The 15,879-nt window shown below is 66.2% G+C and carries 14 protein-coding genes; 9 read left to right on the top strand and 5 right to left on the bottom strand.

Annotated elements, in window-relative coordinates:
* Positions 1-4: 4 nt before the first annotated feature.
* The 3 genes from ACGFNJ_RS11275 to ACGFNJ_RS11265 all read right to left on the bottom strand — a co-directional run bounded on the left by ACGFNJ_RS11275 (position 5) and on the right by ACGFNJ_RS11265 (position 1,649).
* Positions 5-469, bottom strand: coding sequence for a peroxiredoxin (locus ACGFNJ_RS11275; protein WP_069166958.1), 465 nt, complete (start codon positions 467-469; stop codon positions 5-7).
* 73 nt (positions 470-542) lie between these two features.
* A complete protein-coding gene (locus ACGFNJ_RS11270) occupies positions 543-965 on the bottom strand; it encodes a DUF3052 domain-containing protein (protein ID WP_069166959.1) in 423 nt (140 codons plus the stop codon).
* Positions 966-1,091: 126 nt separating this feature from the next.
* Positions 1,092-1,649, bottom strand: a complete 558-nt coding sequence (locus ACGFNJ_RS11265; RefSeq protein WP_393446082.1) for a hypothetical protein — start codon at positions 1,647-1,649, stop codon at positions 1,092-1,094.
* Between the two features lie 311 nt (positions 1,650-1,960).
* Here ACGFNJ_RS11265 and aceE point away from each other — a divergent pair, with 311 nt between their 5' ends.
* The 8 genes from aceE (at position 1,961) to ACGFNJ_RS11225 (ending at position 12,570) form a co-directional block, all read left to right on the top strand.
* The gene (gene aceE / locus ACGFNJ_RS11260) at positions 1,961-4,900 is read left to right on the top strand and encodes a pyruvate dehydrogenase (acetyl-transferring), homodimeric type (RefSeq protein WP_393446080.1); all 2,940 of its coding nucleotides are present in this window, start codon (positions 1,961-1,963) and stop codon (positions 4,898-4,900) included.
* 11 nt (positions 4,901-4,911) lie between these two features.
* Complete coding sequence (locus ACGFNJ_RS11255) at positions 4,912-6,246, top strand: CdaR family transcriptional regulator (RefSeq protein WP_069166940.1); 1,335 nt, start codon at positions 4,912-4,914, stop codon at positions 6,244-6,246.
* 128 nt (positions 6,247-6,374) lie between these two features.
* Positions 6,375-7,289 (top strand): ACP S-malonyltransferase, encoded by a 915-nt coding sequence (locus ACGFNJ_RS11250; protein WP_393446077.1) that lies wholly within the window; start codon positions 6,375-6,377, stop codon positions 7,287-7,289.
* Between the two features lie 123 nt (positions 7,290-7,412).
* Positions 7,413-7,712, top strand: coding sequence for a meromycolate extension acyl carrier protein AcpM (gene acpM, locus ACGFNJ_RS11245; RefSeq protein ID WP_069166942.1), 300 nt, complete (start codon positions 7,413-7,415; stop codon positions 7,710-7,712).
* Between the two features lie 10 nt (positions 7,713-7,722).
* Positions 7,723-8,973 carry a KasA/KasB family beta-ketoacyl-ACP synthase gene (locus tag ACGFNJ_RS11240; RefSeq protein ID WP_393446075.1) on the top strand — a complete coding sequence of 417 codons (1,251 nt, stop codon included), beginning with the start codon at positions 7,723-7,725 and terminating at the stop codon, positions 8,971-8,973.
* Positions 8,974-9,090: 117 nt separating this feature from the next.
* Positions 9,091-10,524: an acyl-CoA carboxylase subunit beta gene (locus ACGFNJ_RS11235; protein WP_393446073.1), complete on the top strand. Its 1,434-nt coding sequence runs from the start codon at positions 9,091-9,093 to the stop codon at positions 10,522-10,524.
* Positions 10,525-10,678: 154 nt separating this feature from the next.
* Positions 10,679-12,052, top strand: coding sequence for a C4-dicarboxylate transporter DctA (gene dctA, locus ACGFNJ_RS11230; protein WP_393446071.1), 1,374 nt, complete (start codon positions 10,679-10,681; stop codon positions 12,050-12,052).
* 26 nt (positions 12,053-12,078) lie between these two features.
* On the top strand, positions 12,079-12,570 hold the full coding sequence (locus ACGFNJ_RS11225) for a winged helix-turn-helix transcriptional regulator (protein WP_393446069.1): 492 nt from the start codon (positions 12,079-12,081) through the stop codon (positions 12,568-12,570).
* Here ACGFNJ_RS11225 and ACGFNJ_RS11220 read toward each other — a convergent pair.
* Positions 12,543-13,238, bottom strand: coding sequence for a nitroreductase (locus ACGFNJ_RS11220; RefSeq protein WP_393446067.1), 696 nt, complete (start codon positions 13,236-13,238; stop codon positions 12,543-12,545). The genes ACGFNJ_RS11225 and ACGFNJ_RS11220 overlap by 28 nt on opposite strands.
* A 139-nt stretch (positions 13,239-13,377) precedes the next feature.
* Here ACGFNJ_RS11220 and ACGFNJ_RS11215 point away from each other — a divergent pair, with 139 nt between their 5' ends.
* Positions 13,378-15,255, top strand: a complete 1,878-nt coding sequence (locus ACGFNJ_RS11215) for an Eco57I restriction-modification methylase domain-containing protein (RefSeq protein ID WP_393446065.1) — start codon at positions 13,378-13,380, stop codon at positions 15,253-15,255.
* On the opposite strand, the gene ACGFNJ_RS11210 is transcribed toward ACGFNJ_RS11215, so the two are convergent.
* Positions 15,252-15,875, bottom strand: a complete 624-nt coding sequence (locus ACGFNJ_RS11210; protein WP_393446063.1) for a TetR/AcrR family transcriptional regulator — start codon at positions 15,873-15,875, stop codon at positions 15,252-15,254. The two genes, ACGFNJ_RS11215 and ACGFNJ_RS11210, sit on opposite strands and share 4 nt — an antisense overlap.
* Positions 15,876-15,879 lie beyond the last annotated feature (4 nt).

Genomic DNA, 15,879 nt, shown 5'->3' with positions numbered 1-15,879 from the left:
CGGGTTATGAATCTAGCGCGGCGAGTGCTTTCTCCCAAGCCGCCTGGTCACGGGGCTCTCCGGGGGCGTTCATCTCGGCGAAGCGGATGGTTCCGTCGCGGTCGACGACGAAGGTGCCGCGGTTGGGGTAGCCGGATTTGTCGTTGAAGACTTCGTAGGCTTGGGCGACGGCGCCGTGCGGCCAGAAGTCGGACAGGAGGGGGAAGGTGTAGCCCTGTTCGGCGGCCCAGATCTTGTGGGTGGGGGGTGGGCCGACGGAGATGGCGAGGATTTCGGCGTCGTCGTTCTGGAACTTGGGCAGTTCGTCCCGCACCTTGCACAGCTCGCCCTGGCAGATGCCGGTGAACGCGAGGGGGTAGAAGACGAGCAGGACGTTCTTCTTGCCCCGGTAATCGGACAGGCTGACGTCCTGGTTGTTCTGATCCTTCAGCGTGAAATCCGGCGCGACAGTGCCAACTTCGAGCGGCATCGCAAATCCTCCATCGTGTCGGGTTCTCGCCGGGCGGCACAATCACCGCCCGGCGACACCATAGCGAAGTGGGTCAGCGCTGCTTCGAGGGCGCCTTCGGTTGCACCAGGCGGCTGCCCGCCCAGGTTCCCAGGCTGATCGCCGAGGTCTGAGTCAGACCGGCGGTCGGTGCGGATTCAGCGATTTCGCTCGGTTCGACGTGGCCCGGATGTCCGGTCTTGGGCGTGAGGACCCAGACGAAGCCTTCGTCGGCGAGCGGCCCGATCGCATCCATCAGTGCGTCGACCAGATCACCGTCTCCGTCGCGCCACCACAGCAGCACAACGTCGACCACTTCGTCGGAATCTTCGTCGACAATTTCGCTGCCGATCGACTCCTCGACGTCGGCCCGCAAGTCGTCGTCGACGTCCTCGTCCCAGCCCAATTCCTGGACAACCAAGCCGTGTGTAATGCCAAGCTTCTGAGCGTAGTTCTGCGCGTCCGCCGCGGCGACCACGGTGGTGTCCTCCTCAACTCCCGACAATAGGTAGTTGCAAGCGAACATGGTTATGGCCTCCAGCGCAAGCCGATCCGCAGAAATAGGCCCGGAATGTCGCGTGACAATGTCGTGTCATGGACCGTTTCAGCGCTTCGGGCACGCGTCCTTCACGGCGTTGCGTGCGTCGTTGACCCGCTTACTTGCCTCGTTGAGCGGCCCGACAGGCGCGGTGTAGCTCATCTTGCGCGTCTCGTCGGCGAGCGCGCGGGCCGCTGTGACGTAGTCGGTAAATTTTCCGACAAGATCAGGCGGCAGCGTGTCTCTGCCGAGGTTCAGTCCGGACTCCACCTTGTTGGCGGCGTCTTCGAGGGTTGACACCGCCGCTTCGCGCTTGGCGGCGTAGTCGGGCGCGTTGGCGTCGTGCGCGTCGACGAACTCGTTGTACTTGGAGACGCCGACTCCCGTGGTGGTCGGGAATTGGATGCAGTTGTCGGCGACGGCTTTCGCCTGCGCCGCCGCGCGCTTGGACGAAGTCGCCGCAACGGAGGACGCCGCGGCCTCCGTTTTGTACGCCGCTAGATCAGCGTTGTTGGGATTCGCCGTGCCCTCGACCCGGTTGGCGCAGCCCGCCACGACCAGGCCGATCGCGACCGCGCCGGTCGCACACATCAATCCGAACCCGCGGGGGTCCAGCGTTCTCATCGTCCTCCGCTCGCTCCGCTAACTCATGTCTACGCTCCACTGCACGTGGCAGTTTCATGCGCAAGCGCTATAACTTGGATTGGCTAGCCCGGCCTACGCGCGGCCCCACGCTGGAACTATCGCGCGCCGACTCTTGTTGAAAATGCAGCGGCCTCGACTCATGTTGCCCGTCGCACCGTACTGGATTTGCCCCTGACATGATGACCTGGGGCACACCATCCGCGAGGATGGAGGGTGCGCCAGAACCTTTCGTAGAAACGGGTGGTGCGCAAACCCACGCGCCATCACCCGGGGATACCGACGCCATCAGCATGTCCACCCCTGCACGAGGAGCAGATTTGACCGACCTGATCCACTCTTCCGCTCCAGCGCAACCCGCTGGATCCGACACCGCCGCACCTGCCGCCGGCCGCGACCCGAACGGATCGCAGTCTGCTCAGCCGGCCGGGCGCGTGCGGGTTATCCGCGAAGGGGTGGCGTCCTACCTACCGGACATCGACCCGGAGGAAACCAGCGAATGGCTCGAGTCGTTCGATGAAATGCTCGACCGTGAGGGTCCCGGCCGAGCGCGTTACCTCATGCTCCGTCTGCTGGAGCGGGCCGGTGAACGTCGTGTCGCCATCCCCGCGTTGACGTCGACCGATTACGTCAACACCATCCCCACCGAGAACGAGCCGTGGTTCCCCGGCGACGAAGAGGTGGAGCGGCGCTTCCGCGCCTGGATCCGCTGGAACGCCGCGATCATGGTGCATCGCGCCCAGCGTCCCGGCATCGGTGTCGGCGGCCATATTTCGACCTACGCCTCCTCGGCAGCGCTGTACGAGGTCGGCTTCAACCACTTCTTCCGCGGCAAGGATCACTCCGGCGGTGGCGATTCGATCTTCATCCAGGGTCACGCCTCGCCGGGTATCTACGCGCGCGCCTTCCTCGAGGGCAGGCTCGGCACCGACCGGCTCGACGGCTTCCGGCAGGAATACAGCCACGGCGGCCCCGGCCACGGCTTGCCGTCGTACCCGCATCCGCGGCTGATGTCGGACTTCTGGGAGTTCCCGACGGTGTCCATGGGTCTCGGCCCGATGAACGCCATCTACCAGGCGCGGTTCAACCACTACCTGCACGACCGCGGCATCAAGGACACCTCCGATCAGCACGTGTGGGCGTTCCTCGGCGACGGTGAGATGGACGAGCCGGAGTCGCGTGGTCTCGCGCATGTCGCCGCGCTCGAGGGTCTGGACAACCTGACCTTCGTCGTCAACTGCAACCTGCAGCGTCTCGACGGCCCGGTGCGCGGCAACGGCAAGATCATTCAGGAGCTGGAGTCGTTCTTCCGTGGCGCGGGCTGGAATGTCATCAAGGTGATCTGGGGCCGTGAGTGGGACGCGCTGCTCGGCGCCGACCGCGACGGCGCGCTGGTGAACCTGATGAACACCACCGCCGACGGCGACTACCAGACGTACAAGGCCAACGACGGCGCGTACGTCCGCGATCACTTCTTCGGCCGCGACCCGCGGACCAAGGCGCTGGTGCAGGACCTGTCCGATCAGGACATCTGGAACCTCAAGCGCGGCGGCCACGACTACCGCAAGGTGTATGCCGCCTACGCGGCCGCGATGGCGCACAAGGGCCAGCCGACGGTGATCCTGGCCAAGACCATCAAGGGCTACACCCTCGGCAAGCACTTCGAGGGCCGCAATGCCACGCACCAGATGAAGAAGCTGACGCTGCAGGATCTGAAGGACTTCCGTGACCTGCAACGGATTCCGATCTCCGACGCCGAGTTGGAGAAGGATCCGTACCTGCCTCCGTACTACCACCCCGGCATGGAATCGCGGGAGATCCAGTACATGCTGGATCGCCGCAAGGCGCTCGGCGGGTATCTCCCGGAACGCCGCACCACGGCCAAGCCGCTGCAACTTCCCGGCGACGAGGCCTACAAGTCGGTGCGCAAGGGCTCGGGCAAGCAGAACGTCGCGACCACGATGGCGTTGGTCCGGCTGATGAAGGAACTGTTGCGGGACAAGGAGATCGGCAAGCGGATCGTCCCGATCATCCCCGACGAGGCCCGTACTTTCGGTATGGACTCGTGGTTCCCTTCGTTGAAGATCTACAACCGCAACGGCCAGTTGTACACGTCGGTCGACGCCGAGTTGATGCTTGCCTACAAAGAGAGCTCGGTCGGGCAGATCCTGCACGAGGGCATCAACGAGGCGGGCTCGACCGCGTCGTTCACGGCCGCGGGCACCGCGTACTCGACGCACGGCGAGCCGATGATCCCGCTGTACATCTTCTACTCGATGTTCGGCTTCCAGCGCACCGGCGACGGATTGTGGGCTGCCGCTGATCAACTCGCGCGCGGATTCGTGCTCGGAGCGACCGCAGGGCGAACCACGCTGACGGGTGAGGGCCTGCAGCACAACGACGGCCATTCGTTGCTGCTCGCCGCGACCAACCCCGCGGTGGTCACCTACGATCCGGCCTTCGCCTATGAGATCGCGCACATCGTGCGCGACGGCCTGCGCCGGATGTACGGCGGCGGCGCGCCCGATCCGGTGGCGTACTCGGTGCCTGGCACCGATACCCGCAAGGCGGACGGCGGCTTCGGCGGCGAGGACGTTTTCTACTACATCACCCTCTACAACGAGCCGTACCAGCAGCCTGCCGAGCCTGCCGAACTCGATATCGAAGGCTTGCTCAAGGGCATCTACCTGTACAAGCGCGGGGGCGAGGGCGACGTGCGCGCCCAGATCCTGGTGTCCGGCGTCACCGTGCCGGACGGCCTGCGCGCGCAGGCGCTGCTCGCCGAGGACTGGGGCGTGCAGGCCGATGTCTGGTCGGCGACCTCGTGGGGCGAGCTCCGAAAGGAGGCGCTGCACAAGGAGATCGCCGCGCTGCGTTTCCCGGACGAGGACCATGGCGTTCCGTACATCACCGAGGCGCTGTCGCGGGTCGAAGGCCCCTACATCGCCGCGACGGACTGGATGCGGGCGGTGCCGGACCAGGTGCGCAAGTGGGTGCCCGGCGACTTCATCACCCTCGGCACGGACGGCTTCGGCTTCTCCGACACCAGGGCGGCCGCTCGTCGCGTGTTCAACGTCGACGCGCAGTCGATCGTGGTCGCCGCGCTCTCCGGGCTCGCCAAGGCCGGGAAGATCGATGGCAAGAAGGTGATCGAGGCCGCAGCCAAGTACCGCATCGATGACGTCGACGCCGCGCCGAAGAACGCGTCGAGTTCCGATGGGGACGGCGAGTAGCGGACGATTGCATGGTGGAACGTAAACCGCCGCGGCCGCGACGGATCTCCGAGGGCTCGTCCGAGCACGAGGTGTATCTGCCGACGGGCGCGCTCTCCCCGAACCGGCAAACCCGCGACCCGCTTCCGGACACGCTGCTCAAACGCGTGAAGCAGTTTTCGGGCCGCCTCTCTACCGAGGCGGTCGGGTCGATGCAGGATCGGTTGCCGTTCTTCGCCGATCTGGATGCCGCGCAGCGCGCCGGTGTCCAGATGCTGGTGCAGACCGCGGTGGTGAACTTCCTGGAATGGCTGCAGGACCCGGACAGCGATATCCGGTTCAGTCTCGATGCCTTCCAAGTGATTCCGCAGGATCTGGCGCGGCGGCTGACGCTGCGCCAGACCGTGGACATGGTCCGGGTGGCCATGGAGTTCTTCGAACAGTGGCTGCCCGCGCTGGCACGCAACGACCGGCAGCTGGTCGCGCTCACCGAGGCGGTGTTGCGGTACGGGCGTGAGCTCGGGTTCGCGGCCGCCTCGGTGTATGCCAGCGCGGCCGAATCGCGCGGTGCATGGGACACCAGGCTGGAGGCGCTCGTCGTCGACGCCGTTGTCCGCGGCGACACCGGCCCGGACATGCTGTCCAGGGCCGCGACGTTGAACTGGGACGCCACCGCGCCCGCGACCGTGCTGGTCGGCACCCCGCCGGGGGAGCAGGGCGTGTCGTCGGTGGGATCGGTGCACGCCATCGCGGCCAGGCACGGAAGGGCGGCACTCGCGGTCGTGCAGGGCACCAGGCTGGTGATGGTGGTGAGCGGGCACCTCGGCGAGTCCTCTTATATATCGCCATTTCTGGCGGACCTGCTCGCCGAGGTCTTCTCCGACGGCCCCGTGGTGATCGGCCCGACCACTCGCACGCTGGGCGCCGCGCACGCCAGCGCGGTCGAAGCACTGGCCGGAATGGAGGCCGTGGTGGGCTGGCGGGGCGCGCCACGCCCGGTGCATGCGACCGAATTGCTCCCAGAACGCGCATTGTTGGGAGATCGAGCTGCGGTCGACGCGTTGAACGAGTATCTTGTGCTTCCGTTGGCTGCGGCAGGGTCGTCGCTGGCCGACACTCTCGAGGCCTATCTGGATTGCGGTGGAGCGGTCGAGACGTGCGCGCGTCAGTTGTACGTCCATCCAAATACCGTTCGCTACCGCCTCAAACGGATTGCCGAAATCACGGGTCGAGATCCGATGAACCCGCGGGACGCGTATGTGCTCCGCATCGCCGCTACCGTGGGCCGATTGACACGAACCCGTAACGAACCGTCAACACCTACCCCAGAGGCCACTCATTACGCCCTGGGTCACGAGGGCGTGTAACGGAAATCGTCGGCGGTTCGATCCGGTCGACCCACATGGCCGTTTGTGGGATCCTTACAAAATGCGTAGACAAGCTTCATTCGCGTCGACATCTCGTCTTGCCCGCCTCACAGTGTTTTCTTAGAGACGTGATCGCGTTGTTCGCCCCTGGACAGGGGTCCCAGACACCTGGCATGCTCGCGCCTTGGCTCGAAGTACCCGGCGCGACAGATCGGCTCATCCTCTGGTCCATGGCCTCCGGCCTGGATCTGGTTCGTCTCGGCACCACCGCGACGGCCGAAGAGATCACCGACACTGCCGTAACCCAGCCACTCGTAGTGGCCGCCGCCCTGCTCGCCTACGCGCAAATCCCCGCGGATTCGATTCCGGCAGATAGCATCATCGCCGGACATTCGGTCGGCGAACTCGCCGCCGCGGCGGTCGCCGGAGTCATCTCCTCGGATGACGCGGTGAAGCTGGCCGCCATCCGCGGTGCGGAGATGGCGAAGGCGTGCGCGCTCGAGCCGACCGGCATGTCCGCGGTGCTCGGTGGCGATGAGGCCACCGTGCTCGCTCGGCTCGCGGAACTCGATCTGATTCCGGCCAACCGCAATGCGGCTGGCCAGATCGTGGCCGCAGGCCGGTTGGACGCGCTGGCGGAACTCGCCGCGAACCCGCCGGAGAAGGCACGGGTGCGCGCGCTGCCCGTCGCGGGTGCTTTCCACACCGCGTATATGGCCCCGGCACAGGCTGCTGTGACCGAAGCCATAGCGCAGATCGTGCCGAACGACCCGACCAGGACCCTGCTTTCGAACTTCGACGGCAAGCCGGTCACCTCGGGACGCGATGCGGTCGCGAAGCTTGCTGCGCAGGTCACCCGGCCCGTCCGGTGGGATCTGTGCACTCAAACCGTAAGGCAGGCAGAGGTTTCCATGGTGGCAGAGTTGCCGCCGGCGGGCACCCTGGTCGGCATTGCGAAACGGGAGCTGAAGGGCACGCGCACACTTGCCCTGAAGTCCCCGGAAGACATCCCCGCGTTGGCCGGGATCACCATCTCCGGCTAGCTTTCCTCCGCAGCCATGCATCGGTATGCACGGTTGTGACCGAGCGGACGGTAACTTCCGGCCGTCTCGATCCGAAAAATACAAGTACGAGCCCTACAAAGGAAACAAGAAGGGAGCCACGAAGTGGCCGCTCTGACCCAGGAACAAATCGTCGAGGAACTCGGCAAGATCATCGAAGAGGTCACGGGCATCGAGCCCTCTGAGGTGACGATCGAGAAGTCCTTCGTCGATGACCTGGACATCGACTCGCTGTCCATGGTCGAGATCGCGGTTCAGACCGAGGACAAGTACGGCGTGAAGATCCCGGACGAGGATCTGGCCAGCCTGAAGACGGTTGGCGACGCAGTCGCCTACATCCAGAAGCTCGAGGCGGAGAACAGCGAAGCCGCCGCGGAGCTCAAGGCCAAGTTCGACGCCGAGTAGGGCCGACACTGTGACCACTCCTTCCACTTTGAACGGGAATTTCCCCAACGTCGTCGTCACTAGCCTGGCGGCGACCACGTCGATCGCGGGTGACGTCGATGCGACGTGGAAGGGACTCCTCAACGGCGAGAGCGGCATTGACGTTCTCGAGGATTCCTTCGTCGAGGAATACGACCTTCCGGTCCGCATCGGCGGTCACCTGAAGGTCCGGCCCGAGACCCTGCTCACCCGAGTCGAGTGCCGGCGCATGGCGTACGTCGAGCAGCTCGCGACCGTGCTCGGTCGCGAAGTCTGGCGTAACGCGGGCAGCCCGGAAGTCGACCCGGAGCGGCTGGGTGTGGCCATCGGCACCGGTCTTGGTGGCGGCGACGCCCTCATCGACTCGGTGGACAAGCTGAAGAACGGTGGCTATCGCAAGATTTCGCCGTTGGCAGTGCAGATGGTCATGCCGAACGGTCCTTCGGCCGTTGTCGGCCTCGAACTGAAGGCCAGGGCAGGAGTGGTCACTCCGGTCTCGGCATGCTCGTCGGGCTCCGAGGCCATCGCCAACGCATGGCGAATGATCGTCATGGGCGACGCCGACATCGTCGTCACCGGTGGAGTCGAGGGTTACATCGACTCGGTGCCGATCGCGGCGTTCAGCATGATGCGTGCCATGAGCACCCGCAACGACGACCCGAAGGGTGCCTCGCGTCCGTTCGACAAGGACCGCGACGGTTTCGTCTTCGGTGAGGCGGGTGCGCTGATGGTCATCGAGACCGAGGAGCACGCCAAGGCACGTGGAGCCACCATCCACGCCCGCCTGCTCGGTGCCGGCATCACCTCGGACGGCTTCCACCTCGTTGCGCCTGCACCCGACGGTGTCGGTGCGGCACGGGCGATGACCAGGGCGATGCAGACCGCGGGTCTGACCGCCAAGGACATCACCCACGTCAACGCGCACGCGACCGCGACGCCGATCGGCGACACCGCCGAGGCGAACGCGATCAACCTCGCGGTGGGCAAGCACGCCTCGGTGTACGCACCGAAATCCGCACTCGGCCACTCGATCGGCGCTGTCGGTGCCCTCGAGTCCGTGCTCACGGTCCTCAGCATCAGGGACGGTATCGTCCCGCCGACGCTGAACCTGGAGAACCAGGATCCGGCCATCGATCTGGACGTGGTTCACGGCGAGGCTCGCCGCCAGGAAATCGAATACGCGATCAACAACTCCTTCGGTTTCGGTGGGCACAACGTCGCGCTCGCCTTCGGTCGGGCATAACCGCTCCGATCAAGACTGCTCAACGATCCGGCGGGGTCGGCCACTCGTGGTCCGATCCCGCCGTTTCGATTTACGGCAGCCGCGGTTGCGGCGAACCCACAGCGAGGAGAGAGCGCGATGACAATCATGGCTCCCGCGTCCTACCAAGAGACGGCGACCGATCCGCGTGATCCGCTCGGTCGACTGCAGCGATTCTTCGATCCCGGCACGGTGCTTCCCCTGCATCCGCGCGACAAGTCCGGTGTGCTCGCCGCGATCGGTGAGGTCGACGGTGTCCGCACCATCGCCTACTGCTCCGACGCCACCGTGATGGGTGGCGCGATGGGTGTCGAGGGTTGCAGGCACATCGTCGACGCGATCGACACCGCCATCGACTCCGGCATTCCCGTTGTCGGCATCTGGCATTCGGGTGGCGCTCGTCTCGCCGAGGGCGTCGAGGCGTTGCACGCGGTCGGCCTGGTTTTCGAGGCGATGGTCCGCGCGTCCGGACTGGTGCCGCAGATCTCCGTGGTTGTCGGCTTCGCCGCCGGTGGTGCCGCCTACGGGCCCGCGCTCACCGATATCGTGATCATGGCCCCCGAGGGCAGGATTTTCGTCACCGGCCCCGATGTCGTGCGCAGTGTGACCGGCGAGCAGGTCGACATGGCCACCCTCGGTGGACCGCAGACGCACGGTAAGAAGTCCGGCGTCACCCACATCGTGGCCGATGACGAGGCCGACGCGATGCATCGCGCGCGGCGTCTGGTGTCGATGTTCGCCGAGCAGGGCGAGTTCGATCTGGTCGCGGCCGCGCACGGCGACGTCGATCTCAAGGCGATGCTGCCGGAATCGGCCAAGCGCGCCTACGACGTGAAGCCGATCATCCACGAGCTGCTCGACAATGTGGACGGCGAGAGCTCGTTCGAGGAGCTGCAGGGCGGCTACGCGCGCAGCATCGTCACCGGCCTCGGCAGGCTCGGTGGGCGCACCGTCGGCGTGCTCGCCAACAACCCGATCCGCCTCGGTGGCTGCCTCAACTCCGAAAGTGCCGAGAAGGCAGCGCGTTTCGTGCGGCTGTGCAACTCGTTCGGCATCCCGATCATCGTGGTCACCGACGTGCCCGGGTATCTGCCCGGTGTCGGCCAGGAGTGGGAGGGTGTCGTGCGCCGCGGCGCCAAGCTGCTGCACGCGTTCGCCGAGGCTCGGGTGCCTCGGGTCACGCTGGTGACTCGCAAGATCTACGGTGGCGCCTACATCGCGATGAACGCCCGCTCGCTCGGTGCGACCGCGGTGTACGCCTGGCCGGGGTCCGAGGTCGCGGTGATGGGCGCCAAGGCCGCGGTCGGCATCCTGCACAAGAAGGCACTGGCGGCCGCGCCCGAGGAAGAGCGCGAAGCGCTGCACGAGCGGCTCACCGCCGAGCACGAGCGCATCGCGGGCGGTGTCGAGCGTGCCGTCGCGATCGGCGTGGTCGACGAGGTGATCGACCCGGCGAAGACCCGGAGCATCATCGCTGCCGCGCTGGCGTCTGCGCCCGCACGGGCCAGCCATTTGAAGAACATCCCGCTCTGAGCTGAGCGGCGCAGCTGGGCCCCGGGTCTTCCTGGGGCCTACTGTCGTTGTGGGGCAAGTGGTTCCGTCGTGGCCGCGGTGATATATCTTTTGCGTTTTCGGGCGGCAACACCGGCGACACAGGTGCGATACCGGGGATTCGTACGGTGCGCGGATGACCGCGACGATCGACCCCGCTGCCGCACCGCTGACCGAGGGCGTGCGGACACCGCCCTGGTACCGCTCGTTGTTCGTGCAGCTCATGGGTGCGATCGTGGCGGGCATCGTGGTCGGTGCGCTGTGGCCGAGCCTCGGGGCCGATCTGAAGCCACTCGCCGACGGGTTCATCAAACTGATCAAGATGGTGATCGCACCGATCATCTTCTGCACCGTGGTGCTCGGCATCGCCCATGTCGGGGACATGAAGGCGGTGGGCCGGATCGGCGTGAAGGCGCTGATCTACTTCGAGGTCGTCACCACCTTCGCGCTGGTCTTCGGGTTGGTGGTCGGCAATCTGGTGAAACCGGGTGCTGGCTTCGCGATCGACCCGCAGACGTTGGCGACGGGCGCGGCGAAGATCGCGCAGAAGACCAACAACGGCGAACTGCCCCATGCCGTCGACTTCCTGCTGAATATCATTCCGGCGTCGGTGGTTTCGGCGTTCGCCGAGAACGCGCTGCTGCAGGTGCTGTTCTTCGCGGTGCTGTTCGGGTTGGCGCTGGCCAAGTTCAGGGAGAGCGGGGCAGGCCCTGGGATCATCCTCGATGGCGTCGACTACCTCGGCCAGATCTTCTTCACCCTCATCGGCTGGATCATGCGGCTTGCGCCGCTCGGCGCGTTCGGGGCGATGGCCTACATCGTCGGTCAATACGGGCTTTCCTCGCTCGGCAACTACGGCAAGCTCATCGCCTGCTGTTACGGTGCGGCACTGCTGTTTCTGCTGATTCTCGCGGTGCTGGCGCGGGTGTTCGCCGGGGTCAACCTGTGGAAGTTCGTGCGGTACATCAAGGACGAGCTGTTTCTCGCCCTCGGCACCGCGTCGACGGAGGTGGTGTTGCCGCGCATCATGATCAAGCTAACCGAGGCGGGCTGCTCCAGGGCGACCACCGGACTCGTTGTGCCGACCGGGTATTCGTTCAACCTGGACGGTGCGACGCTGTATCTGTCGATCTGCGTGCTGTTTCTGGCTCAGGCGCTCGGCGTCGACCTGAGTCTCGGTGAGCAGATCACCGCGGTCGGCGTGCTGATGCTCACCTCGAAAGGCATGGCGGGCGTGCCGGGTTCGTCGTTCCTCGCGCTGTCGGCCACCATCAGCGCGATCGGGCACGGCTCGATCCCGGTGGCCGCGGTGGCACTGCTGCTCGGCGCCGACCGGATCATGGATTCGATGCGGGTGACGGTGAATCTGCTCGGAAACTGCGTGGCCACCTTCGTCGTCGCGCGCTGGGAAAGCCAGTTGGACGTCGACCGGATGCGCAAGGTCCTCGATGGTGCGATGATCCCGGCGCTGGACGAGAACAGTGCCCCCGTAGACAAGGTGACCTCGTGAACGGGCCAGGTCGGTAACATCGATGGGTGCGTTATGAAGAACTCGTTGACGTGCCGTGCTCGATCACGCGCCCGCTCGTGATCTTCGGCGACCGCTGGACCCTGCTGATCCTGAAGTTCGCGTTCGCGGGCGTGCGCCGCTTCAACGCGTTTCAGACCGCGCTCGGCATCTCCCGCAGCAGGCTGCACGACCGGCTCGATCGGCTGATCGAGCACGGGATCCTGGTCAAGCAGAAGGCCGCGGTCGGCGCGCACGAGGAGTACCGGCTCACCCAGAAGGGCCACGACATCTACCCGATCCTGATGGCCATCCGGGAGTGGGGCGACACCTACATGGCGCCGGACGGCCCGCCCGTGCACTATCGGCACGAGGGCTGCACGGGCGAGGCGCACACGAAGCTCGACTGTGACGTGTGCGGTAGCGAACTCACCGCACGGGACGTGCTTGCGGCCCCTGGGCCGGGCATGCTCGGCGAGGCGACGGCATCGGATCAGTCGGTGAACCAGGTCGCCACCTGATCGAGATCCGCACGCGTGGTGCGGAATCCGTTGATCGGGTGCGCGTTGTCGGGGTAGCCGAAGGAGATTCCGGCGACCACCCGGCGATGCTCGGGAATGTCGAAGTAGGAGTGCAGGAACGGCGCGAACGACGCCAGTGCGGCCTGTGCCGCCGCGCCGAGGCCGAGACTCTGTGCACCGAGCAGGAAATTGCCGATGTAGAGGCCGCAGTCGACGGCGCCGTAGACGCCGAGGTCGGCCTCCGTGGTGACGATCGCCACGTGCGGTGCGTCGAACAGTTCGAAGTTGCGGACCGTTTGGCGCATCGACTGCGCGTAGTCGCCTTTCGCGATGCCGACGCTGTCGTACAGCTGAAAGCCGCACTCGCGCCTGCGTTCCCGGTACACGCCCGCATACTGCGCCGGGAACTCGAAATCCGGTGCGGGCGCATTGGTTTGAACGTGGGCGAGCAGTTCGGTGCGGAACCGATCGGTGGCCGCGCCTTCGGTGATCACGACCTGCCACGGTTGGGTGTTGCACCAGGAGGGGGAGCGCTGGGCCAGCCGCAGCACGGACTCGATGACGTCCCTCGGCACCTGGTCGGCCCGGAACTGCCGGCAGGTCCAGCGCTCGTCGAGTATCCGGGCCAGGGTTGTGTACTGCTCGGTGTGTACGTCGGCTGTGGTCATACCGGCTCCCCGCTTGGTTCCATTATGAGACTGAACGCTAGCAGCCGTCGGCGCGATGCGAAACGGTTGTCTTTCGGTCGCCGTCGAGTTGCGGTGCATTGTCGGGAATACTGCGCGCCGACAGGGCAGAATCCGATCCATGGCTTCCGCAGCCCCCGCCGCGCGGGATCGCAAACGGCACGGCAGGCACTACACGCCGCCCGCGCTGGCGCGTTTCCTGGCCGGACGGCTGCTCGCGCAGGTGCCGCGGCCGGATTCCGGGGTGTTGCGGGTGCTCGATCCGGCGTGCGGCGATGGCGAGCTGCTGTTCGCGTTGCGGACCGAGGCGGCGGCGGTGCTGCCTGGCGTGCGGGTCGCACTGACCGGATACGACTTGGACGCCACGGCGTTAGCCGTCGCGCGGGCGCGGGACGCGGCGGCGGGGATCGGGGCCGACTGGCAGGTCGGCGACTTCCTCACCGTCGCAGCGGAACTCGGTTCGGCGTCGTTCGACGCGGTGATCACCAATCCGCCCTACGTGCGCACCCAGCAGCTGGGCGGGGTGACCGCGCAGCTGCTGAGCAAGCAGTTCGGGTTGCGCGGCCGGATCGACCTGACGCATCCGTTCGTCGCGACGCTGCCCCGGTTGCTCGGTGCCGGTGGGGTGCTCGGATTGTTGTGCGCCAACCGCTTTCTCACCACGAAGGCGGGGGCGAACATCCGGCGGTTACTACTCACCGAGCTGGTGCCGGTCGAGCTGTACGACCTGGGCGACACCAAACTGTTCGAGGCCGCAGTGCTGCCCGCGATCACCATCGCGCGACGCGGCGGGGGAGCGGACGGCTGCCGCTACGTCTCCGCCTATGAGACCGCAGGGGACGAGATCGCCGAGGAGGCCGACCTTTTCGCGGCGCTGCTCGGTGAGCGCAGCGGTGTGGTCCTGCACAACGGGCGGACGTTCGCGATCGAAGTCGGCACGCTGATGACGAGCACTGCTGGGCGGTCGAGTGAGAACGGCGCGGTGGTGACCGGTCTCACCGGGCAATCGAGCGAGGTCAGCGTGGTGGCGGCTGGCGATGCGGGACGGTCGAGTTCAGGTGGGGCGGGCGAGAGTGCGCCGAATTCTGTGCCGCCTGTGCTTCGGCCAGTAGGTGCCGCGGAACACGATCGTGGGCGGGCGACGAATCGGCGTCGCGCACGGGAACCGGAGACGGTATGGCGGATGTCGCATGCCGGGGTCGATCGCTGGCTGGCGGAGATCGGTGCGGCGACCTGGCGGACGTTCGGTGAGGTTGCTCGCATCCGGGTCGGCATCAAGACCACTGCCGATCGGGTATTCATTTCGGACCGGTGGTGCGATGTCGAGCCCGCGCCGGAACCGGAGTTACTGCTGGACTTGATCACCCACCACGATCTGGAGCCGTGGCGGATCACCCGGTCGCGCGACGTGCGCGTGCTGTACCCCTACGATCGCACTCAGTCCCACCGCACGCCGATCGACCTGCACGAATATCCCGGCGCCGCCGAGTATTTACGTGCCAACAAAGACACGCTGGCCGCCAGGAGCTACGTCGGCGCGAGTGGACGCGAATGGTTCGAGATCTGGGTGCCGCAGCGTCCGCAGCTGTGGCAGGAGCCGAAGCTGGTGTTCCCCGACATCAGCGACCGCCCGCGCTTCGCGCTCGATCGGTCGGGCGCGGTGGTGAACGGCGACTGCTATTGGATCGCGGTACCCGAGCTGGCCGAGTTACCCGCCGACGCGGAACGGCTCGCGTATCTGCTGATGGGCGTGGCGAATTCGGCTCTCGGTCTGCGTTTCTACGATGCGGTGTGCGGTAATCGGCTGTACTCGGGCCGGCGTCGGTGGATCACTCAGTACGTGTCACGACTACCGCTGCCTGATCCGGGGTCGACGGCGGCGCGCGCGATCATCGAGCTCGCGCGGGAGTTCGTCGACGGCCGGGCGTCGGAGGTGTCGGCTTCGGTCGAATTGGATGAGCGGGTGGCGGCGGCGTTCGGAGTGTGTGGGGTCTCCTAGACCTTGACGTGTACGCCGACCATGGGGAGCAGCGTGCGGCGGGCGAATTCGCGGGCCGAGTCGCGGTCGCTGACCGGGATCAGGCCGTCGGGGGTGAGGGCAAGGGAGAGGGCGAGGCGGGACATGATCTCGGCGACCAGGTCGGCGTCGAAGTCGTGGGTGAGCTCGGTGGCGCGGAGTTCGCGTAACTTCTCGGCAAGGTAGCTGCGGCCGACGGCGACAATCGGGCCCGCGTCGGTGGTCAGCCTCGGCAGGATCAGGTCAGGTTCGGTGCGGAGCAGCCTGCGGAGCAGCTCATTGTTCGCGATGGTGGTGATGAACGCGACGAAGATCTCCACCAGCTGATCCTCGGTGCCGGAGACCGCCTGCACCTGCTTATCGATGATCGCGACGAAGCGCTGCGCTTCCCGCACGCTCACCGCCTCGACCAGCTCGTTCTTCGATTCGAAGCGGCGGTACAGGGTGGCGGGGCTGATGCCGGCACGGCGCGCGATCTCGCCCATGCTTGTCCGCTTGATGCCGAAGTCCAAGAAGGCCGAGAGCGCGCTTTCCAGGAGCTTTTCGCCGTCGGCGATGGGCTTGTCCAGGATGCGTTGCAGCATGGATGGGACGGTTGGCATCTAA

It is taken from the genome of Nocardia sp. NPDC049149, assembly GCF_043197455.1.
Classification (GTDB): domain Bacteria; phylum Actinomycetota; class Actinomycetes; order Mycobacteriales; family Mycobacteriaceae; genus Nocardia.
The sequence above is the reverse complement of the archived record's forward strand: the minus strand, read 5'-3'. Positions and strand labels throughout refer to the sequence as shown.

Bases quoted from the DNA above. Each gene is read 5' to 3' on its own strand.
- dctA (WP_393446071.1), top strand. From the start codon at position 10,679: ATGACCGCGACGATCGACCCCGCTGCCGCACCGCTGACCGAGGGCGTG.
- ACGFNJ_RS11215 (WP_393446065.1), top strand. From the start codon at position 13,378: ATGGCTTCCGCAGCCCCCGCCGCGCGGGATCGCAAACGGCACGGCAGG.
- ACGFNJ_RS11210 (WP_393446063.1), bottom strand. From the start codon at position 15,875: ATGCCAACCGTCCCATCCATGCTGCAACGCATCCTGGACAAGCCCATC.
- ACGFNJ_RS11220 (WP_393446067.1), bottom strand. From the start codon at position 13,238: ATGACCACAGCCGACGTACACACCGAGCAGTACACAACCCTGGCCCGG.
- ACGFNJ_RS11265 (WP_393446082.1), bottom strand. From the start codon at position 1,649: ATGAGAACGCTGGACCCCCGCGGGTTCGGATTGATGTGTGCGACCGGC.
- aceE (WP_393446080.1), top strand. From the start codon at position 1,961: ATGTCCACCCCTGCACGAGGAGCAGATTTGACCGACCTGATCCACTCT.
- ACGFNJ_RS11275 (WP_069166958.1), bottom strand. From the start codon at position 469: ATGCCGCTCGAAGTTGGCACTGTCGCGCCGGATTTCACGCTGAAGGAT.
- ACGFNJ_RS11235 (WP_393446073.1), top strand. From the start codon at position 9,091: ATGACAATCATGGCTCCCGCGTCCTACCAAGAGACGGCGACCGATCCG.
- ACGFNJ_RS11255 (WP_069166940.1), top strand. From the start codon at position 4,912: ATGGTGGAACGTAAACCGCCGCGGCCGCGACGGATCTCCGAGGGCTCG.